The following is a 20,267-nucleotide window of genomic DNA, read 5'->3' as shown; positions in this document are numbered from 1 at the left end:
CCTATGTCTTTTTGGTACGACAATCCGGCTAAAACACCTAAGGTATCCTCAAAAAAGAAAAAACTCCGGTGATCCATATAAAATCACCAGAGTTTGTTGTCTGTTTTTTTCGGAAATTAGCTTACTTCTGAAAGTGCCTAGATAAACTGCACTTGCACAAGAGCGGAGGAGATCAGAAACGGTTATCTCCGCTCAGCAAGTCGCCAAGACCTCCTAATACACTGCCTTCTCCTTTGTCTTTTCCTCCTCCTTGAGGAGCTGCAGCCCATACTCTACCGGCAAGGCGACTAAACGGCAGCGATTGTACATACACTGTTCCCGGTCCGCGAAGAGTGGCAAAAAACATTCCTTCTCCTCCGAACAAGGTATTTTTTATGCCTCCAACAAATTCGATATCGTAATCGACCTCTTTGGTAAAGCCTACTATACATCCGGTATCTACTCTCAACACTTCTCCGGGTGCCAGCACTTTTCTGGCCATAGTTCCACCTGCATGTACAAAGGCCATACCGTCTCCTTCCAGTTTCTGCATGATAAAACCTTCTCCTCCAAAAAAGCCTCTGCCCAATTTCCTCGAAAACTCAATACCTACACTCACTCCTTTGGCTGCACATAGAAAAGCATCCTTCTGGCAAATAAATTTCCCTCCGAATTCGGTGAGATCAACAGCGACGATCTTGCCCGGATAAGGTGAAGCAAAACTCACCTTTTTCTTTCCTGCCCCAGTATTTAGAAATGCCGTCATAAAAAGACTCTCTCCTGTCAACAAACGCTTTCCTACCGAGAAGAGTTTACCCAATACTCCCTTGTCCTGATTTGAACCATCTCCAAAAATGGTATCCATTTTAATACCACTGTCCATCATCATAAAACTTCCAGCTTCAGCAACCACAGCTTCTTGCGGATCTAATTCTATTTCCACATACTGCATCTCCTCGCCGTAAATGGTATAATCTATCTCATGTGCCGTCATATTCAAAACAGTTTAAAGATTAATCTCGTTCTATTAGTATCACTGTCTAAAAATACGTTACATTTTTTTAAAGAACTATTACAGCATAAAAAAATGTCCGAAGCAAAGATCTTTACCTCGGACATTTTGATTTGTGGCAATGCTTGTCGGATACAGAACAATATAGACTTAGTTCGCAACGTCCGACTAAAAAAAGTTATGCCTTTATTTTGGAAAATGCTTGCTTCAGATCGGCTTTCAGATCTTCCAGATCTTCCAGTCCTACCGATAGGCGAATAAGATCGGAGGTAACTCCCGCATCGGCTTGTTGAGCTTCGGAAAGTTGTTGGTGTGTAGTACTTGCCGGGTGAACAACAAGAGACTTGGTATCTCCAATATTAGCCAACAATGAAAACAGTTTGATATTATCGACCACAACTTTCGCCGCTTCAAACCCTCCAACAACACCAAAGGTAAGCAATCCACTCTGTCCTTTCGGGAGGTATTTTTTGGCGAGCTCGTGGTGCGGGCTGCTTTCAAGTCCCGGATAATTAACCCAGGCCACCTCTTCTTGTTCAGACAACCAGCGAGCCAGTTCAAGGGCGTTTTCACTGTGTTTTTTCATCCTGATATCGAGTGTTTCCAATCCCTGAATAATCTGGAAAGCGTTATACGGACTCATAGATGCCCCGAGGTCGCGAAGCCCTTCTATTCTTATTTTGGCTATAAAAGCAGCCGCTCCCAATGCGTCGTGGTACACCAAGCCGTGATAACCGGGAGAAGGTTGGGTAAATTCTGGAAACTTCCCACTGCTCCAGTCAAAAGTTCCGGCATCTATAATAGCTCCCCCCATTGAAGTACCGTTACCACTGACGTATTTGGTCAAGGAATGAACGACAATATTAGCTCCGTGAGCGATAGGATTAATCAAGGCCGGAGAAGCTACCGTATTGTCGACGATAAGAGGTATCTTAAAATCTTTGGCCTGTTTAGAAACAGCCTCTATATCTATGATATCGAGTTTCGGGTTCCCCAAGGATTCGAAAAAATAGGCTCGGGTATTCTCTTGTGTAGCCTTGCTGAAATTAGACGGGTCGGAAGGATCTACAAAAGTGGTGGTGATACCCAATCTCGGAAGTGTCACATTCAAGAGGTTAAAAGTCCCGCCGTACAAACTATTGGACGCTACAATATGATCTCCCGCTTTGAGCAAAATGAGCAGGGTAGTACTCAAGGCAGAGGTTCCTGAAGCTGTTACCACAGCCCCTATCCCGCCTTCGATAGCTGCCAAACGCTGTTCGAGAATATCATTGGTTGGATTGTTCAACCGGGTGTAGATATATCCAGGTTCGGCCAAACTAAACACATTCGCAGCGTGATCCGTATTCTTAAAAACGTAAGACGTAGTCTGATAGATAGGTACTGCCATTGCACCGTTGTGAGCTTTAACATCGTGCCCTGCACGTAAAGCTTTGGTCGCAAATTTTAAATCACTCATAATTCTATTATTTTAATATGTTGAATTCGCAATATGTATTTCTAATCGAAAAATATTTCTCACATAGGTAACACGGACAATATATCCCATATTTCTCACTCTATCTACCTAAGCTTGAATTTTTAACAAATTTCAGTTAAAAGACATCAAATCTAATCGGGAGTCAAAAGTAAAAAATAATCTCTACTAAATCGATAGATTTAATTATTTTTCTATATTCGCTCTCTGAATTTTCCATACTTCATCCGGGAATTGGACTGTCAGCTGTTCTGGCTCCAATAGACTTTCCGGGTATACAACAGATAAGAAGAACAACTATGACAACAATACAGGCATTAAAGAACAGCTTGTTCAAAATTAGTTTTAAGCAGATCGGCATTGCCATACTGGTGCTTAAATTTTTACTCATTGCCTATTTCACCTATATCATAATTTCGAGTGAAGGTCACCAATTTTCTTTCGATAGCACCTTTTTTACTTTTGTCGCCATAGGTTTCTTTGCCCAATTGATCGACGGCGCTTTGGGTATGGCCTACGGTGCAAGTAGCAATGCGCTGTTATTACACTTTGGAGTTTCTCCTAAAATTGCTTCTGCCAGTGTTCATGCTGCAGAGGTGTTTACCACAGGTGTTTCCGGTCTATCTCATCTCCGCTTTAAGAATATCGATAAAAAACTGTTGATTCGCCTGGTAATCCCCGGAGTAATAGGCGCTATGGCAGGAGCCTATTTTTTATCCGACCTATTACACGGAGACACCGTAAAGCCCTATATTTCTGCCTACCTTATCGTATTGGGAAGTATTATTCTATACAAGGGCATCAGAAACAAACCCAAGGAAAAAAAGGAGGTTAAAAGAGCGGGGTTACTCGCTTTTTTCGGCGGACTACTAGACGCCATAGGAGGAGGTGGCTGGGGGCCGATTGTAACCTCCAACATCATCAATCAGGGAAAGAGTCCGAGAGAAACCATAGGAACAGTGAATACTGCCGAATTTTTTATCACTTTCTTTGCTACTGGCGTTTTTCTCTATTACGTAGGTATAGACAGTTGGCAGGTAGTACTGGGCCTAATCGCAGGGGGAATTTTTGCGGCTCCCATAGGAGCTTTCCTCGCTTCGCGCATTGACAAAAGAGTGCTGTTTATCGTGGTAGGTTTAGTCGTTATACTCACCGCCTCGCTAACCATTTACCAGACCCTGAACGATTATGCCAACACTCTTGTTTCCCTATTCCAATAAAACCGCAGACACGCTGTCGGATTCAACGCTTGATGTCAATTTCATAGGTAAAACTATCCGCCCGATAGTACCCTAAATTGTACTCTATAGGTCGATCTCCAGGGTCGCACACCAAGCGCCGACGGAACAACAAGGGACTTCCAGGTTTTACATCTAGCAATTCTGCCAGTTTTCGGGTGGCCTGGATGGCATTGATTCTCTCTTTAGACACCGAAGGAATGGTAGCGTAATCTCTTTCCAATATGGTGTATAAATGACGAGAAAAGTCTTCCTTTCCTGTAAGTCCAATACGAGGGTGAAAAAAAGAAATAAAATTTACAAAAGGCCCCTTATCCAGACCTCGAAGGCGTTCCATGCGAAGTACTTCGCGGCCTTCTTCAATCTGTAGGGCAGTAGCTACCTCACTATCGGCAGCTACCCAAGACACATTGATTTGGTAGTTTACAAATTCAACACCTTTGCTGTGCATTTCTTCACTAAAACTGGCCCAATTACTCAATTTTGTACTCAGGGTTTGCTTTACAACTCGAGTCCCTACTCCCTTTTTACGTATCAGCAGTTTTTCATGTTCCAGTTTATTCGTGGCCTGTCTGACTGTATTTCTGGAAATACCCAGCATTTTGGCTAATTCTACTTCCTTAGGGAGAAGTTTTCCTTCCTTATACTCTGGTTTTTCTATTAGCTCCCTCAATAATTGCTCTACTTGTAAATGCAGTGGTATCCCATTGTGATGATCCACTTTAAATACTATAGCACTCTTTTTTTGCATGATTGTCCTTTTCCGCGGAATTGGTAAGGATACAAAGATACTAATTTATACATCCATATATTCCTACATATATCCACAAACTTTTATTCTCTTTCAGAAACGAGGAGCTTTACTATCAAATAGCACCCCGTCTGTACTCAGTTTCCAGTCGTCACTTCTAAAGGGAGCCACGGGTAATCCATTTTCATCGGTGAGGTCCAACTTGCCAGGATTGTCGCTCCAACCGTATCGCACAGCGACAGGACGATGAAGTCCAGGAGTGTATACCACTACGGTATCACCGCGTAAGAAAGCCTTGGCCCAATAAAATTTCCTGTTTTCCGCAGCGAGTTGAAACCCTCGTATATACCCGTATTTGTCGCTGGTTTTCAAAGCAGGCGTAGCAGCGGTAAAACGAATAAAAAGGCTATCTCCTTTTCGTTCCATATCTTTAAATTGTGGAGATTGTGCAGCATATTTCCCTCCGTAACAAAGATTCATTGCCAATGCTCCGAGGCGTTTGCCCACATCTAGTTTATTTCGGGGGTGTATATCTTCGGCTTCTCCTATATCTATCGTTACTGCCATAGCCGTATTCGGCAAGTGTTGAGCCATACTCTGAGCCTCTCGAAGCTCTGCCCAGGTTGATGATTTGGGTGTGTCGGCTTCCTGTCCATAATTGGCCAGTTGTACCCAGAGAAATGGGATTTCTCTTCCGAAGTGATTGCGCCAGTCGCGAATAAGTGCCGGAAACAACTTGCGGTATTCTACTGCCCTTGCTACATTCGCTTCCCCCTGATACCATATCACACCCTTTATATTCAATGAAGTAAGTGGAGCCACGTTGGCATTGTACAACACCGCAGGAGATGAAAAAGGGGTGACATTAACCAGTTCCTGTTCCAGAAATTTATCTGCGTCGTATTCCAATCCCTTTCGGTAATACCACTTACCCCACAACACTTCATTACCCCAAAAGGCAGGAGTAGTAAAACCACCTATGCCTCCGGTATCAAAAACGCGTACCGTGAGTACATTGTCCTTTTTTTTGAGTATATCTACAGGTACAGTGTAATTTCTGTGATTGTGCCGACCAAAAGTTTCTCCTATGCGGTGTCCGTTTACCCAGCTAATATCGTGATTGTCTATTTGTAATAACTGTAGGAGAAGAGAGTCCCCTTCAAACTCATCTGGAAGGTCAAAATTCTTGCGAAACCACACGGCTCCGTCAAAATCTTTCAGGTTTTCTTCCTCTTCCCAGGTATTACCGGCAATTTCCATCGTACTCCAGGAAGAGGTATCTGTTTGAGGTAGAAACCATTTTTCGGCTATGCCCGGGCCGGTATAGTAATATTGATTATACCAGTTTTTTTTGCTCTTGTCAAAAGCTTCCTCTACTTCGGCAAAGCTTCCACTATGCCTCAACTCTTCCTTAAACTGTGAAAACGCTTTTAGGCTTTCATTACTCATCCAAGTCTCTATGGAAGTGGCTCCAAGATTTACACTGATGAGACCTATGGGCACTCCACTTTCGCGCTGTACAAATTTTCCAAAGTGATACCCCACGGCAGAAAACGCTGATATCCGCTCAGGATTAGGAAGCTCCCAACCAAAAGAATGCACATCTTCTCTCGGCCGATAATCCATCTCCGGTATTATTTTTAATAGCCTTAACTGTTGCTCTTTAAGCCACAGGGTGTCGGTCTCCTCGAAAGGAGTCTGCCCCAACGGCCACTCCATATTAGACTGCCCTCCACAGAGCCAGACATCACCCATTAGCACATTATGTAACTCGACCACCGAGGCTCCTGAGCTAATCTTGACGGTATATGGTCCCCCAGCCGGAAAAGCTGGTAATTGTACCTGCCATTTTCCGTCCTTATCACTTTTGTCTCGTTGTGAGCTACTTCCTATTTTCACCCTGACCTCCTGTCCTGGAACACTCCAACCCCAAAGATTTATTGGAGTATCTCGTTGCAACACCATATTATCTGAAAAATAGGCTGGCAAACGGAGTTCTTGGGCATAGGTTGTAAAAACAAGCGTCAGGGCAAACTGCCAAAACAACACAACTTTTATCATATATCTCTTATTTGTTATTCTCTTACAAATGCTTTCAAAGTAGCGCATTCTTTACCTTCCGACTCTCCTGTGGGGCGTATGGTATAAGCTCCTACTGCGGCAGGAATCACAAAGGTTTCGGCATAGTGAACCACAAAAGGTTCAAATTTGTTTTCCGGGCTTTCCACAACGGCTTCTCTCCCTTCTACCAAATTGAGTACATTGACACTTCCTCCGGTATGATGAGGTGCTGCTCCCGTAAACCAATGTCTCCGTGTTTCAATAAAATTAGAGACATATAAGCCGGTTTTTTCTTCTCTCCATCCGTCTCCTCTAGCAATCTCCTCTATCTGATTAATCAGATTATCTCTCGTCCATTGTTTTCTCCGGTTCCAATCTATAACCTTTTCTCCGTGTGATAAATGTATGGGTCTCGGTTTTCCATCAAGCCCTAATCGCCCCCAGTCCCACAATTTAAATGTAAAAATATAAGGCGTTGCACTTATCTCTAATACTACACTGTTAATTCCCGAACAATGTACTGTTCCGGATGGGATTAGATAGTGATCGTGTTTCTTAACAGGCCATTTATTGACATAAGCATCAGCATCAAAATTACTGCCGTTTTCCTGAGCCTCCTTCAATGCGGCAATCATTTTTTCCGGTTCTGTTTCATCTCTGATTCCGAGATACACTTCGGCATCGTCACCTGCGTCGAGTAGATAATAACTTTCGTCCTGAGTATACGGCATTCCAAACTTTTCCTTTATATACTCCTTGGTAGGGTGTACCTGAAGACTGAGGTTTCCTCCTCCCATGGTATCCAAAAGATCAAAACGTATGGGAAATTCAGCGCCGAATTTTTCATATACTCTTTTTCCTAGCAAGGGTTGAGGTCGTCTGAGCACCAAATTAATGGAAGGTGTTTCAAAAACTATTCCCTGAAAATCGAACAGAAGGCTATTCTCTTCAGGAACACAATCAAATGCCCATGCAAAGTTAATACGGTCTCTGTCTAGATCGGCAACTTCCTTAAGCCACTGCCCTCCCCAAGGGCCGGGATCAAAAAACGGAACGACGCGAAAAGGCTGTTTACTACTAGCGTCCAACATATGCTCCATCGCAGCTCCAGAAATCATTCTCGGATCTGAAGGACGTACAGTATCGACAAAATAATCTATCTGTGTAAAGATCGAGTTCTTATGCCTGTCCAACACCCTCCAATCTACAAAAAATGATTGCTTTACTCGAAGGGCAAAGTCTGAGTCTTGATTGGTCACACCGAGATTACTCACTTCGTGTCTTCGCATTCGAAGTTGTAACTCCCAGCGAGGCATATCCATATAAACAATTAGATCACTTTCTCCACAACACAAACTGGCACCCGGACCAAGGACTATCTGAAAATCTTCGCTATCAGCTTCTATCTCTTCTTTCAGCTTTCTTTGGCGTTCAGTATCGAAAAAATCCTCAAGGGTCAAATCGGTCATATATCCAAAAACCCTGTCGTCTGTGACATAGGGATACACCATTTTGATGATTTCCTTTTCAGATTTCATCGCTTGGGTGCTTTCGTAGATCCTGCAAGAGCCGAGATATTTTTTAAGAATGGTCTTCACCTCAGCAATATCGACTCCTTGATAGGTCTCGATGACTACCCTTCTTCTGTTGCCTGATTTCTCTCCTATCTCTTGGCATATTGCCTCCCAACCACGTATACACCCAAATTCATTTCCACTTACCCTTATTTTAGGGTATTTGTCATAATTAGACACCATTTTTTCTTTCATTATTCAATATATAATTTGTTCCTAAAATACCTGCTGTTTCCTTTTTGTCTGCTACCACTACAGGCAAACTTCCCACGGGTATCCAGCTGTGTTTTTCAATTATTTTTTCTATCCCTGGGAGTATTTCATCCTTACTTTTCATAATCCCTCCACCTATAATTATCTTGTCGGGATCGTAGGCGTGAATGAGGTTGACAACACCAATACCCCACGCTTTTATACTGTTATCTCGTATCTCTACTGCAACCTTATCACCGGCCTTTGCACAGCGAAAAACACTTTCGTAATCCACACTTTTCTCACGGTTTAAAGCGCTTTTAGTCCAATCTTCTCTCTTTTCAAGTAAATCTTTCAGCGCCCAGGTCGACGCCAAGCTTTCCACACAACCAATATTTCCACAATTGCACTGTATACCGTGGTAATCTATACTCATATGTCCTCCTAAATTTCCAGCTAGGAAATTTTTTCCTCTGAGCAATTTTCCCTCTATGAGTACTGCCGATCCAACTCCGGTACCCAGAGTAATCATCAACAAGTTGTCACTCCCTCTCCCCGACCCGTACTGCCATTCTCCCAACAAGGCTGCACGGGCATCATTTTCTATGGCTATGGGTAATCTCCAATTTCGTTGAGCCCAGTCCTCAAAATTCGTTTGTGATGCACCGGGATACTTCACATATTTCGAAAGCACTCGATTATTTTCGACATCTACAATTCCGGGAAAAGCGATACCTATTCCTCTTACTTTATAGGTTTTATCTGCACAAAACTTGTGTACCACAGCTTCGATATCCCTCAATACACAATCCATACTACGACCCGATTTTGCCTCGAGGGTTTTTAGTTCACAGATATTTCCGTCTTCTTCGACCAGAGCTGTTTTTATAAGGGTGCCTCCCAAATCGATACCGATATTTACATTTCTCATATACTACATTTTATCGGGTTTTAATCCAGTCTTTTTCTATCTGTTCAAGACTTTTTCCTTTTGTTTCCGGAATAAACTTCCAAGTAAACAACAGAAGTATTAGCGCATTAATCATAAATATCCAGAACGTATAAGCCCCTCCCAACTCATCTAACATCAGTGGAGTAAACTGGGTGATAAAAATGACTCCTATCCACAGCATGAAAGTGCAAAGTGACATGGCTATACCCCGTATTTTTGTCGGAAATATTTCTGAAAGTATTACCCATGGAATAGGTCCGAGTGAAGATGCAAAACAAGCTATAAAGCCCAAGACAAAAAGAATAAGCCAGGGCCCCTTAGTTATTTCAAAATGAAAGCAAATTCCTATCGCACACAGGCAAAACACCATGCCAGACACTCCCCATAACAACAATTTTCTACGCCCTATCCTGTCGATAAGCCACAAGGCTACAAAAGTGAAGGCCGTATTGATAAGACCGATAAAAATAGTCTGATAGAAAGCCGACTCTACCGCAAAACCAATACTCTTGAAAATTTCGGGAGCAAAATATATCACTGCATTGATTCCGGTAATCTGTGAAAACAGAGCTAGAACAACTCCCACAACAAGGGCAAGTCTCAATCCTTTCCCCAAAAGATCACTCCATTTTCCCGTCTCTACGTCTAAGGTGTTCCGAATCTCTTCCTGTATCAAATCGGCCTGTTCTCCGTTTATACGGCGAAGGATTTCTCCAGCCTTTTGCTCTCTTCCTTTTTTCATCAACCATCTCGGACTTTCCGGTACTGTAAACAAAAGCGCAAAAAAGAGTATGGACGGAACAACCTCAGACCCTAACATATAGCGCCATCCGTATTCCACATTCCAGGCATTGCTTCCCGAAATAGTGATTAGATAATTGATGATGTAAATAATATTGATACCGAATACGATGGCTAACTGATATACACTTACCAATCGTCCTCTAGATGCCGCAGGAGACACCTCCGATATATACAATGGAGACAACATAGAGGCAGCTCCAACCCCTATTCCTCCTACAAATCTCGCGAGGACAAAAGTTGTGAGGTCTACAGCCAAGGCCGAACCCAGAGCAGAGACAAAGAAGAATACTCCAGCTGTAATCAGTATTGTTTTCCGACCATACCGATCACTGATATATCCTGCAACCGCAGCCCCGAGAATACATCCCCAAATAGCACTACTCGCCGCCCAACCTACAAGAGCTGGACTCAGAGCAAATTTTTCCTCTAAATAACCTATTGCACCTGCAATAACGGCAGTATCATAACCAAACAGCAAACCTCCGAGGGCAGCGACTACGGTAATATGAACAATGTATCCCTTAAAAATTCCTCTGTTATTACTCTGATCTTTCATCGATTTTATTATTGTTTTTTGCCTCCTCAAATTTTATCCGGATAAATCTCGGTCTGTACAGATGTGGCTTGTTCTCTATAACATCAAAAAAATTAAAACTATTCACATTGTAACTCACCAACAGTTCTCCTTTTTTCGAAATTGCGGGATGTGCCTTAGCGTTATAAGTAAACAGGTCGGGATCGTCTATATCTGTGGTAGTATTCCATATTTCCTTTCTTTCGCCAAAGGGGCCATAAGGCGTATCTCCAACTTGCATATATATATTGGGATATATGCCTCCGTATTGGTATATCAGTGCATAGCGTCCATTGTCTAAGTGGGACACACTAAGCTCATTAGACACACTGTCTGCAAGCGCAATTGTGTGTTCTATCTCTCTGGTCCAGCCATCGGCATTTCGAAATTCCCAGGCATTAAAATCTTCTATTTTCTCATAATGCACTCTAGCGCAAACCAACTCCTTGCGCTGACCGCGAACACCGTATATATACACGTACTCTTTCTCATCGTCTTGAATACCTACACCAAAAGAAATCCTGTTTTCAATGTCTCCAGAACCAAAAAAAGGGATGTTCAAGGCTCGTGCTTTAAAAGGAATCCCGCTTTTGTCTTCTACAATTAGAAGGTCGTTACCGGTTTCTTCAAAAGGCAAGAGATCATCTGTTTCGGTATTGCGTATGCGATAAGCAAATAGATAGAGATTTCCTCCTTGTTTTCGGTTTACAAAACCATCCCCTAACCAGTAATACTCTCCGCTTTTGCTATCGGGCACCAACATGGTTGCAGCCTTATCTTTATCGTCTTCGGCCAGGAAAAACGTCGTTGTTTCGGGCTCTTCTCCTTTTTGATACAGCGCCATAGAGTTGTTTACCATGCTATATCCGGGCATCAGAGAGTCGTTGACAATCTCACCCACCATGGTATCACTGAACAAGAATACGATACTGTCGCCCTCTTTGCCTCGGTCTTCTCCCGAATAGGGTATTGCAAAAATACCATCCCCTCCGAACCAGCCTGAATCTCTATTAAAAACTGCTGTCCACTCCGGAGCCCGTTCTACGCTATAAGTCACCTCACCGGGCAACAAATCACCTTTCTTATTCTTATCGTGTACATCATTTTTACAGGATAGGAGAAGCAGCGCACATATCACCTCAAAGACAACAGTATATTTACTTTTTTTACAATTCATTTTATTTACTTTTCAAAATCCGTTTTTACCTAGGTGCAGCTTCGAAGATATAGAGAAACACCTCCTCGTCTCGCAGTCCCAGCTCAGAAAGGTCAGCGGTAAGCTGTAGTTCTATTCTATCTACGGTAAGACTCTTAATTTCAAATACATCAGCAACAATGATATCCGGTGTAAACACATTGTACTTTTCCATGACAAAGTGTTGTTCGTCTTCTGTAATATACCACTTACTAAAAGCATTCAACCCGTCGAGTGCACAGGCTCCGGCTCCCGTTTCTGTTCCGTATTCCAAGCTCATGGTACCGTCGGCATTAAAGAGATAGGCATTGTCTTTTTCACATTCCTCTATTACTTCCGAATTAGGGTCATCCTCATTATTTACATGTAGAATTGACGTCCATTCCCATCTTCGACGCGGAAGATTATCTCTCGGACTCAGGGTAATACTTGCAGTGAGATCACTGGTCTTTTCCCGTCCCCCTAAAGTGATTGCCTTAAAGCTAAACCCCACCAATTTGTCTACATCATCAACAGTGGGAATATAGACAAACGCATAATCGAATTCTGTTCCTGAAGCCTGTAGCTGTAGGGTTCCATCTTGACCGAATGAGCTGTCTTTCTGTAGGTTTACAGTCTTGCTGATCTCTAGTTTTTCCAAGTCTTCAGGAGATTTTACTGAAATTTTAAGATCAAGAGTGTCTCCCGATTCCAGGCGACTCATGTACTGTCCTTGACCTGGGATTTTTTCGGCACTCAAACCGATCAGAAAATCTCCTTGGTCGTAATAGTCTTCCGGAGTCTGCTCGTCTTCGTCACACCCGGAAAGCAGGGCAAAGGCTACAGAAAATACAAGGTAATATACTATGGTTTTCATATTGTTTATTTTTGGTTGATCATGCAAATATCCTTTCGGAATTTGATGTTTTTATTCTTCTATAGATTGGGATTAACCAATTTTTCACGCTGCGGAATGGGAAAGAGATTGTACTGCTCTGCCACCGAGATTCCCTTTATGGCTTCCACGCGTTGACTAAGTCTTCCAAGTCTAGTAAGATCGAACCAACGCTGTCCTTCTCCTATAAATTCCTTGCCTCTTTCTTCGACCAAAAGGTCTATAAAATCTTCCATATTACTGGCCTCTACTTCTCCCAAGTTGGCTCTTTGTCTTATTTTATTCAGATACTCATTGGCTCTGTCAAACTTTCCCAATCTGGCTTGTGCTTCGGCATATACGAGCAATACATCGGCATAGCGGATAACCGGAAAATCGTTAAAAGATCCTCCTGCCGTCGGATCGGCTACAGCATCCCAATATTTATCGATATACACGTGATCCAAGTTTACAGTAGAATTATCAGAAGCGATAAAACTGGTCATAAAAGTATCCTCTCGGCGTTCGTCTGCCGCAGCAAAGGTGGCATACATATTGTCGTTGGCGATTTGCCATCCTTGAGTGTTAGATATCCCATCTACCTCAGCACTTAAAGCAGCCGGTAATAATCTGACATTAAATTGCCCTACTTCCCAGAAGGAAATAGCTCCTCCTGCATCGCCAAATCCCACAGAAAAAACAGCTTCCTTTCCTCCTCGATTTTCAATGCGGAAGGCGTCTTTGTATTGATCCCACAACCCGTATAAACCCGAATCTATGACATCAAAAGCCTTATCTGAAGCCAGTTGATACTCTCCCATACGCAGATATACCCGAGCCAACAAAGCCTGTGCAGCGCCCTGTGTAGCTCTTCCTTCTTGTATCTCCCCATCAGGCGGAAGTGCCTCGGCATCGGTGAGATCATTTATAATCTGTTGGTAAATTTCATCAGTAGAAGCCACTTCTGGATTGAGCGGGGCATCTTCAGTAATAACCAATGGTATTTGTCCAAACATCCGAACCATATTAAAGTAAAGCAGTCCCCTTAAAAACTTTGCTTCATTGACATATCGGTTTCTTATAACCTCGTCCATTTCAATACCCGGAATGCGCGCTATGGCAACGTTGGCTAGATAAATAGTCTTGTAATGAACCTCCCATATTTCCTGCAGGGCTACATTGTCGGCATTATAGGTAAAAGTTTCCAGCTGATCGAACTGTGGTGCCCCTAGCTGGTTATTGTTCATCTCATCGGAAGCAAGACCAATGGTTACCCAAAACGTACTGTGATAAACCCCCGCAGTATTTCCCCTGGAGGCGTCGTATGCTCCAAGATGGGCATAAACGGAATTTACTGCAGCCAAGGCATCCTGTGCAGTTTTGTAATAATTACTGGTGGCCACCTGGTTTTCGGGATTTTCCTCTAGAAAATCACTACAAGAAAAGAACAGGAGTGCACACAGCAAACAACTGTATGGCTTTAATAGAAAATTATATATTGTTTTCATCGCGTTGTCTTTTTGTGTTTAAAATCCGAGGTTAATTCCAAATGTGTACATTCTCGTTTGAGGATAGTTGCCATCATCTACTCCAACGATATTGGTAGTACCTCCATAGGCATTGCCTTCGGGATCATATCCGCTGTAATTGGTCCACGTAAACAGGTTGGTGGCACTGGCATATACACGTAGGTTGCTAATCCCAAAACGATCGGTCAGTTTCTTCGGGAAATTATATCCCAAGGTTACATTCTTTACTCTCACATAAGAGGCATCCTCAACAAATGCCGATGAGAAGGTACTGTTGAAGGAGTCATTTGCCGATGCTTTGGGATAAGTATTGCTCGGGTTTTCTGGAGTCCATCGGTTGAGACCTGCCTTTGCCAAGACGTTCTGTTGCCCATTCATATTTTCCTGATTGAGCAAGTTCATATTGACCATATCATTCCCTTGGCTGCCTTGAATAAAAATATTCAAACTAAAATTCTTATAGGAGAATTCATTGTTCAAGCCCCAGGTATAGTCGGCCTCGGCCGTTCCTATTACGGTGAGATCATATTCGTCTATAAAACCGTCGGGGCTTCCATCCGGACCACTTATATCCCTATATCGACGATCTCCTGCAGTGGGGGTTTGCCCCCTCAATGCCGGACCAGCTGCGGCATCGGCATCGGTTTGATATATGCCTTCAAAAACATAGCCTTCAAAAGTTCCTATGGGTTTTCCTTCCTTCAGTATGCTTCCACCTACCAGGAGGTTAATATCCTCGTCCCTAGCCAAATTGGTCACTTTATTGCGATTTACGGAAAAATTTCCCGAAGCATTCCAAGAGAATGCCCCATTAAAAATATCGGCTCCCACTTCCAAACCAAATCCGCGGTTCTGTACATTTCCCACATTCAACAGAGTAGTCTGAAAGCCCGAAGTAAAGGGAATAGGAGTTCCCAATAAGAGATCGGAGGTTTTTTTGTCGTATACTTCTGCTGTAACTCGTAACTTTCCATTCCAGAATGCCATATCCACTCCGAGGTTTGCCTGTCTGGTGGTTTCCCATTTCAGATCGCGATTAGGGTAACTGCTGGGTTCCTGACCGTAAAACACATCCGGACTTCCCGCTCCATTATTAAACACTCCTTCACCGAAAGGCGCTACCAAAGCAAGGGAATTATAGGAAGCTATAGATTGATTTCCGATAACACCGTAACTCAAACGCAGTTTTAGATCGCTAAAAAGTTGAGAGTCCTTCATAAAATCTTCATTGATCACACGCCATGCAAATGCAGCTGAGGGGAAAAAACCGTATTGATTGCCCTTTGCAAACTTTGAAGAACCGTCGACCCTTCCGGAAATAGTGAACAAATATTTGTCTTTCATCACGTAATTGACTCGTGCCAAATAAGACACAAGCGACCATCTTGACTCGTCGTTTACAGGAGGTTGCGGATTTTCTGCGGCAGACAAATTGTGATATCCTGTTCGTCCATCGGGAAAACCAAAAGCTATACTGGTGAGCGATTCATTTTGGAATTCTTGTAACGTAAATCCCAGAAGCGCCGTAAGATGATCTCCTCCGTCAAAGTTCTTATTATAGGTTAGTGTGTTCTCATTGAGCCAAGTCAGCGCATCGAGTGTAGCTATAGATGCCTCTCCTCGGCTGCTCTCTGTACGTTTCAGAAAATTTGGTCCGAAGGCACTGTTTTTGGTGTGCAGCAAATCAATCCCTAGACTACTGCGAAAATTGAGATTTTCAGTAATTGCATATTCGGCAAACACATTTCCGAGAAGCCTTGAAGTAACCGTTCTCGACTCGTATTCTCGAGCTTCAGCCACCGGATTAGCTACTGCGTCTTTGCGATCGTGCTCGAAAGTGTATCCACCTGGCTGATTCGGATCATACACCGGGAGTATAGGGTTTATTTGCAAGGCATTGGCCACGACTCCCGGAACGATTTGTCCGGGACCAGTAAGCACTCCGTTTGATACAATCCTCGCATAGGATAGATTGTTTCCTATTTTAAATTTGTCGCTCAGCTCGCGTTCGAGGTTAACACGGAAAGAATATCTGCGAAAATCGGACCCCGTCACAATACCATCCTGAGTAAACAATCCGCCAGAAATGGCGTACTTTGTCTTTGCATCACCACCCGAAAAAGTGAGTTGATAATCGGAGACCTGCGCTGTCCTGAACAATTCATCCTGCCAGTCGGTACCCTTGCCCAAGGAAGACGGGTTTACATAAATGGGATTGCGCCCAGCATTCACTTCGGCCTCATTTACAAGAGTTGCGTATTCCCTCGCGTCGAGGAGGTGTAATTTATTTGACAACTGCTGTACTCCGTAATACGCGTTAAAACTGATGGTCTCTCTCCCTTCCTTTCCTTTTTTCGTTGTGATCAAAACTACCCCATTGGCCCCTCTTGAACCGTAAATAGCTGTTGCCGAAGCATCTTTGAGAATTTCTATAGATTCTATATCGTTCGGATTGATGGTCGAAAGCGGACTTATCCCGCCCCCCCTTCCACCTGCAGAGGTTTCTCCTACCTCGCTGTTTACAAGCATTCCGTCTATAACATACAAAGGCTCACTACTGGCGTTCACCGAGCTCGTTCCCCTAATACGTATATTGGTACCCCCTCCCGGGACTCCAGAAGCCTGGGTAACCTGTACACCTGCCGCTCTACCTTGCAATGCCTGTTCGAAACTCGAAGCCGGCACAGCCTGTAATTCTTCAGCACTTACAGAAGAAACAGCCCCGGTAACATCAGATTTCCGCTGACTGCCATATCCGATAACGATTACTTCAGAGAGTTTTCCCATATCGGGTTCTAACTCCACCTGCAGTACCGTTTGCACTCCAACTCGCACTTCTTTAGGGCTAAATCCGACATAGCTGAATACCAGTACTGCGTTTCTATCCGGGATTTCTATCTCAAAATTTCCGTCAAAATCTGCAATGGTACCTGTATTTGTTCCTTTTACCGCAACAGTACTTCCGGCGAGAGCTTCTCCATCAACAGACCGAACCGTTCCGCTAATCACTATCTTTTCCTGTTGCTGAAAAGCAAAGCCTTTTGCAGACATCCCGAAACAGAGAAGAGATAGAAACAGAGCATATGCTCTTATTAATCGGTGTATTTTCATAATAAAACAGATTTTTGATTGCTACTCATTTTAGATCTCAATTCTTGGTTCCCCACTGCATATTAGGTTTGTCGCCAAGGTAGAGTTCAAGGCTCCCTCCTTTTTGAAAAACATTGTGAGAAAACCAGTATTTCTGATATTCCTCTCCGTTTAAAAGGGCTTTTTGAATGTACACATGATCGGGGCTGTTGTTATGGGTAATGATCTTAAATTCTTTTCCTTCGTAGTATTTTGGGTCGAGTTTGATCAGCACCTCATCGAAAACCGGACTGGTAATATCGTATACCGGATTTTGAGAAACATTGCCATCGAGACTAAACAGTCCGATAGCCATTAAAGCACTGACTCCTCCCATCTGCCCTTGGTCTTCATCGTGCCCGCCATACCCCAAATCGGGAGTAGTACCTCCATATGCCTGTTTCCCTACTTTGCGAACCCAATACTGGCTGAGCCAAGGTTTTCCGGCGTGATTAAAAACATGGGCATTAGAACAACCGGGCTGATTGGCATAGCTCACATACCCTTCGTTGTAGGCAAAGACAAAATCGTCTTCTTCTGCCATTTCGAAAGCGTGATTGAGTTTGTCGCACAGTACATCTTCCCCTCCCATCAGTGAGGCCAGTTCCTCAATTTGATGTGATACCGACCATGTAGCCTGCCAAGCATTGGCTTCAATCCAGCCTTTTCCTGAAAGTGGGTCGTTGTGCATAAAGTTACCTTTTCGATCTCTTGGGAATATCAATTTCTGCTCCGAGTTAAATAGCGTCTTCCATCCACTTGCTCTCTTGCTAAAAAAACGATAATCTTTATTTTTCCCCATTGTTTTTGCCATTTGCGACAAGGCGTAATCTTGAAAAGAAGCCTCAAGGGTGATTCCTGCATTTTCAGGCCAGTATCCATTGTCTGTATAAAATTGGATATCGGCGGCATCTCCAAGCATCCCTCCCGGTAACAGATTTCTTTTCACTACATCATATGCAATTTCGCTATCTATTTTGGTGAGTAAGCCCTTCTGAAAAGTGGAAACGATGAGATTGGTTGCCGGGGACCCTGTCATGATATAAGAATAACCGCCACCACTGGGGCCACGGGGTAAGAGTCCACCGTTAACTGCATACTGTACCATAGAAGCTGACATCTCATCCATTACCTCCGGCCATGCGAGTCCCCACAACACATTCAGATTCCACTGTGTAAGCCACCAAGCATCCGAATTGTACATATTGAACTCCAAATTGCCATTTCCATCCTTGGGCAAGGTCTTTATCTTAAAATCAGCCTCTGTAAAAGTTCCTTTTCGAATTCCTGAAGTACGATCGGGATAATCGCCAGAAATGTCATTTATTTTCTGTCTACCTAAAAGCACATGCCACAGATCGGTATAAAATTTTACTCTTTGCTCACGGCTCCCCCCTTTTACTTCTATTTTTCCCAACCAATCGTTCCATTCATTGACCGACTCGCGATGGACTTTGTCAAAATCCCAGTGAGCGCATTCTCTATTGATGTTATTTCTGGCATTTTCCACACTGGTATAGGAAATAGCTATCTTCATCTGCAACACATCTCCCGCACTTACATCGTAAATTGCGGTAACTCCGGTACTATCGCCTTCAATTTCATTTATATTGTAAAAACGCCTTTTACCAGTCCACCCATCAACTCGCTTAAAAGGCTTGTCAAATTCTGCTACAAAAAAGACCTTCACGTCTTCCGGCCCTCCCCAAAAGCGATTCGTTGTACTGAAATACCCTTCTATAGTGCGTTCTCCCTTTCGCTGCACATATGCGTTTTCCATCTGCACATTGCTCACATATCCACCGAGATTAGTCAACACCTGAGTTTCCATAGTTTTTGTAAAAGCGAAACGGTAAAAACTCACCCTGTCAGTGGCGGTAAATTCTGTACGAACACCATGATCCTTGAGATAAACTCGCTGATACCCCGGTTGCACTATTTCGTCCTCATGACTAAAAGCCGACTTCCAGCCCTCCTGCCCTCTGGTAGGATCTACCGCTGCAGGTGCGGGCATAATTTCCAGTCCACCCAGCATCCAACTGTGAATTTGCTCAAAGCCTAGAATATGTTCGTCATTGTAATTATAACCGCCGCCATTCTGATTCTTATTTCGTGTAAGAGGAGCGGCACTCATCATACCAAACGGTCTGGATCCCGTGATAAAAAACAAATAACGGCCCCGGTTGGTTTCAATATAAGGGTCTACCCAAAAAACAGCCTCATCCCTATCTTCTGGAGCCGCAAACACCTCTATTTCAGACAATCCCAAATCTTTCCCATCACCATCAGTGACCTGAAATTTCACCCATTCTACTGCTTTGGTATCAAATCGAACCTCCTTTCCTTCTCCATTATTCGGTATGCGGTTTACCCATATCGAACTCCCATCGCTAAACACAAGCTTGCCCCCTGCAGTAAATTCTTTTTCAGTAGGACGATCGTATACAACTATTCGATTGATTTTCCGTGGCTTCTCCCAACGCAATTCAACCCAAGGAAAACGAATGTATCCCCAATCTGTCGTGACCCCTTCGCATGCCCATTCGCCCACTCCCGGAACCCCTATAATACCATCTGCAATATTTTGTGGAGAAAAGGCATCCGATAAAATCGTTGAAGCCGATATTCTAGCTTCCTTAGCTATGTTTCCCGTTTGCCCGTACAGCACACAGGCCAAAAAGAAAATAACAGCAGTACTCAAAAGCCTTATTTTACCTTTTCTTTTCATCAGTTTAATTTTATATGTTCATACATATGGACATTATACAAATGTAAACAAAAAATAACACGAAAATTACGAATTATATATTTTTTTCAATTATATTTTATGTTATTCTATTTTTAGGAGCTATTACGCTTATCAATACCATATACAACAAGGGATTATTGCGCTTAAAATTTTATTCTGAACAAACGAAGGTTTAAAACACTGTCCTCCTCGCAGAAA

General features: G+C 43.2%; 13 protein-coding genes. 1 reads left to right on the top strand and 12 read right to left on the bottom strand.

Features of this window, described 5'->3' with window-relative positions:
- Positions 1–172: 172 nt before the first annotated feature.
- The gene (locus tag ACYZZR_RS11265) at positions 173–973 is read right to left on the bottom strand and encodes a TIGR00266 family protein (protein WP_461534109.1); all 801 of its coding nucleotides are present in this window, start codon (positions 971–973) and stop codon (positions 173–175) included.
- 196 nt (positions 974–1,169) lie between these two features.
- The gene (locus ACYZZR_RS11260; RefSeq protein WP_461534108.1) at positions 1,170–2,450 is read right to left on the bottom strand and encodes an O-acetylhomoserine aminocarboxypropyltransferase/cysteine synthase family protein; all 1,281 of its coding nucleotides are present in this window, start codon (positions 2,448–2,450) and stop codon (positions 1,170–1,172) included.
- Between the two features lie 317 nt (positions 2,451–2,767).
- Between ACYZZR_RS11260 and ACYZZR_RS11255 the strand changes: the two genes are divergently transcribed.
- Positions 2,768–3,688: a sulfite exporter TauE/SafE family protein gene (locus ACYZZR_RS11255; RefSeq protein ID WP_461534106.1), complete on the top strand. Its 921-nt coding sequence runs from the start codon at positions 2,768–2,770 to the stop codon at positions 3,686–3,688.
- Between the two features lie 22 nt (positions 3,689–3,710).
- Here ACYZZR_RS11255 and ACYZZR_RS11250 read toward each other — a convergent pair whose 3' ends face one another.
- The 10 genes from ACYZZR_RS11250 to ACYZZR_RS11205 all read right to left on the bottom strand — a co-directional run bounded on the left by ACYZZR_RS11250 (position 3,711) and on the right by ACYZZR_RS11205 (position 20,048).
- A complete protein-coding gene (locus tag ACYZZR_RS11250) occupies positions 3,711–4,457 on the bottom strand; it encodes a GntR family transcriptional regulator (RefSeq protein WP_461534105.1) in 747 nt (248 codons plus the stop codon).
- A gap of 93 nt (positions 4,458–4,550) precedes the next feature.
- The gene (locus ACYZZR_RS11245; RefSeq protein ID WP_461534104.1) at positions 4,551–6,518 is read right to left on the bottom strand and encodes a sialate O-acetylesterase; all 1,968 of its coding nucleotides are present in this window, start codon (positions 6,516–6,518) and stop codon (positions 4,551–4,553) included.
- A 14-nt stretch (positions 6,519–6,532) separates the two neighbouring features.
- Positions 6,533–8,287 (bottom strand): class I mannose-6-phosphate isomerase, encoded by a 1,755-nt coding sequence (locus tag ACYZZR_RS11240; RefSeq protein WP_461534103.1) that lies wholly within the window; start codon positions 8,285–8,287, stop codon positions 6,533–6,535.
- The gene (locus ACYZZR_RS11235; RefSeq protein WP_461534102.1) at positions 8,265–9,215 is read right to left on the bottom strand and encodes an ROK family protein; all 951 of its coding nucleotides are present in this window, start codon (positions 9,213–9,215) and stop codon (positions 8,265–8,267) included. Before ACYZZR_RS11235 ends, ACYZZR_RS11240 begins: the two co-directional genes overlap by 23 nt.
- A gap of 10 nt (positions 9,216–9,225) precedes the next feature.
- Positions 9,226–10,596: a sugar porter family MFS transporter gene (locus tag ACYZZR_RS11230; protein ID WP_461534101.1), complete on the bottom strand. Its 1,371-nt coding sequence runs from the start codon at positions 10,594–10,596 to the stop codon at positions 9,226–9,228.
- Complete coding sequence (locus tag ACYZZR_RS11225) at positions 10,580–11,791, bottom strand: DUF4185 domain-containing protein (RefSeq protein ID WP_461534100.1); 1,212 nt, start codon at positions 11,789–11,791, stop codon at positions 10,580–10,582. Before ACYZZR_RS11225 ends, ACYZZR_RS11230 begins: the two co-directional genes overlap by 17 nt.
- Before the next feature lie 25 nt (positions 11,792–11,816).
- Entirely contained in the window at positions 11,817–12,665 is an 849-nt protein-coding gene (locus ACYZZR_RS11220; protein ID WP_461534099.1) for a hypothetical protein, read from the bottom strand.
- Positions 12,666–12,724: 59 nt separating this feature from the next.
- Positions 12,725–14,170: a RagB/SusD family nutrient uptake outer membrane protein gene (locus ACYZZR_RS11215; protein WP_461534098.1), complete on the bottom strand. Its 1,446-nt coding sequence runs from the start codon at positions 14,168–14,170 to the stop codon at positions 12,725–12,727.
- 18 nt (positions 14,171–14,188) lie between these two features.
- A complete protein-coding gene (locus ACYZZR_RS11210; protein ID WP_461534097.1) occupies positions 14,189–17,302 on the bottom strand; it encodes a SusC/RagA family TonB-linked outer membrane protein in 3,114 nt (1,037 codons plus the stop codon).
- 37 nt (positions 17,303–17,339) lie between these two features.
- On the bottom strand, positions 17,340–20,048 hold the full coding sequence (locus ACYZZR_RS11205) for a GH92 family glycosyl hydrolase (protein WP_461534096.1): 2,709 nt from the start codon (positions 20,046–20,048) through the stop codon (positions 17,340–17,342).
- Between the last annotated feature and the right edge of the window lie 219 nt (positions 20,049–20,267).

This window comes from Sinomicrobium sp., from assembly GCA_029266035.1.
In the GTDB taxonomy this organism is placed as follows: Bacteria; Bacteroidota; Bacteroidia; order Flavobacteriales; family Flavobacteriaceae; genus Sinomicrobium.
Note: the sequence above shows the minus strand (reverse complement) of the source record. Positions and strands in the feature narration are given on the sequence as shown.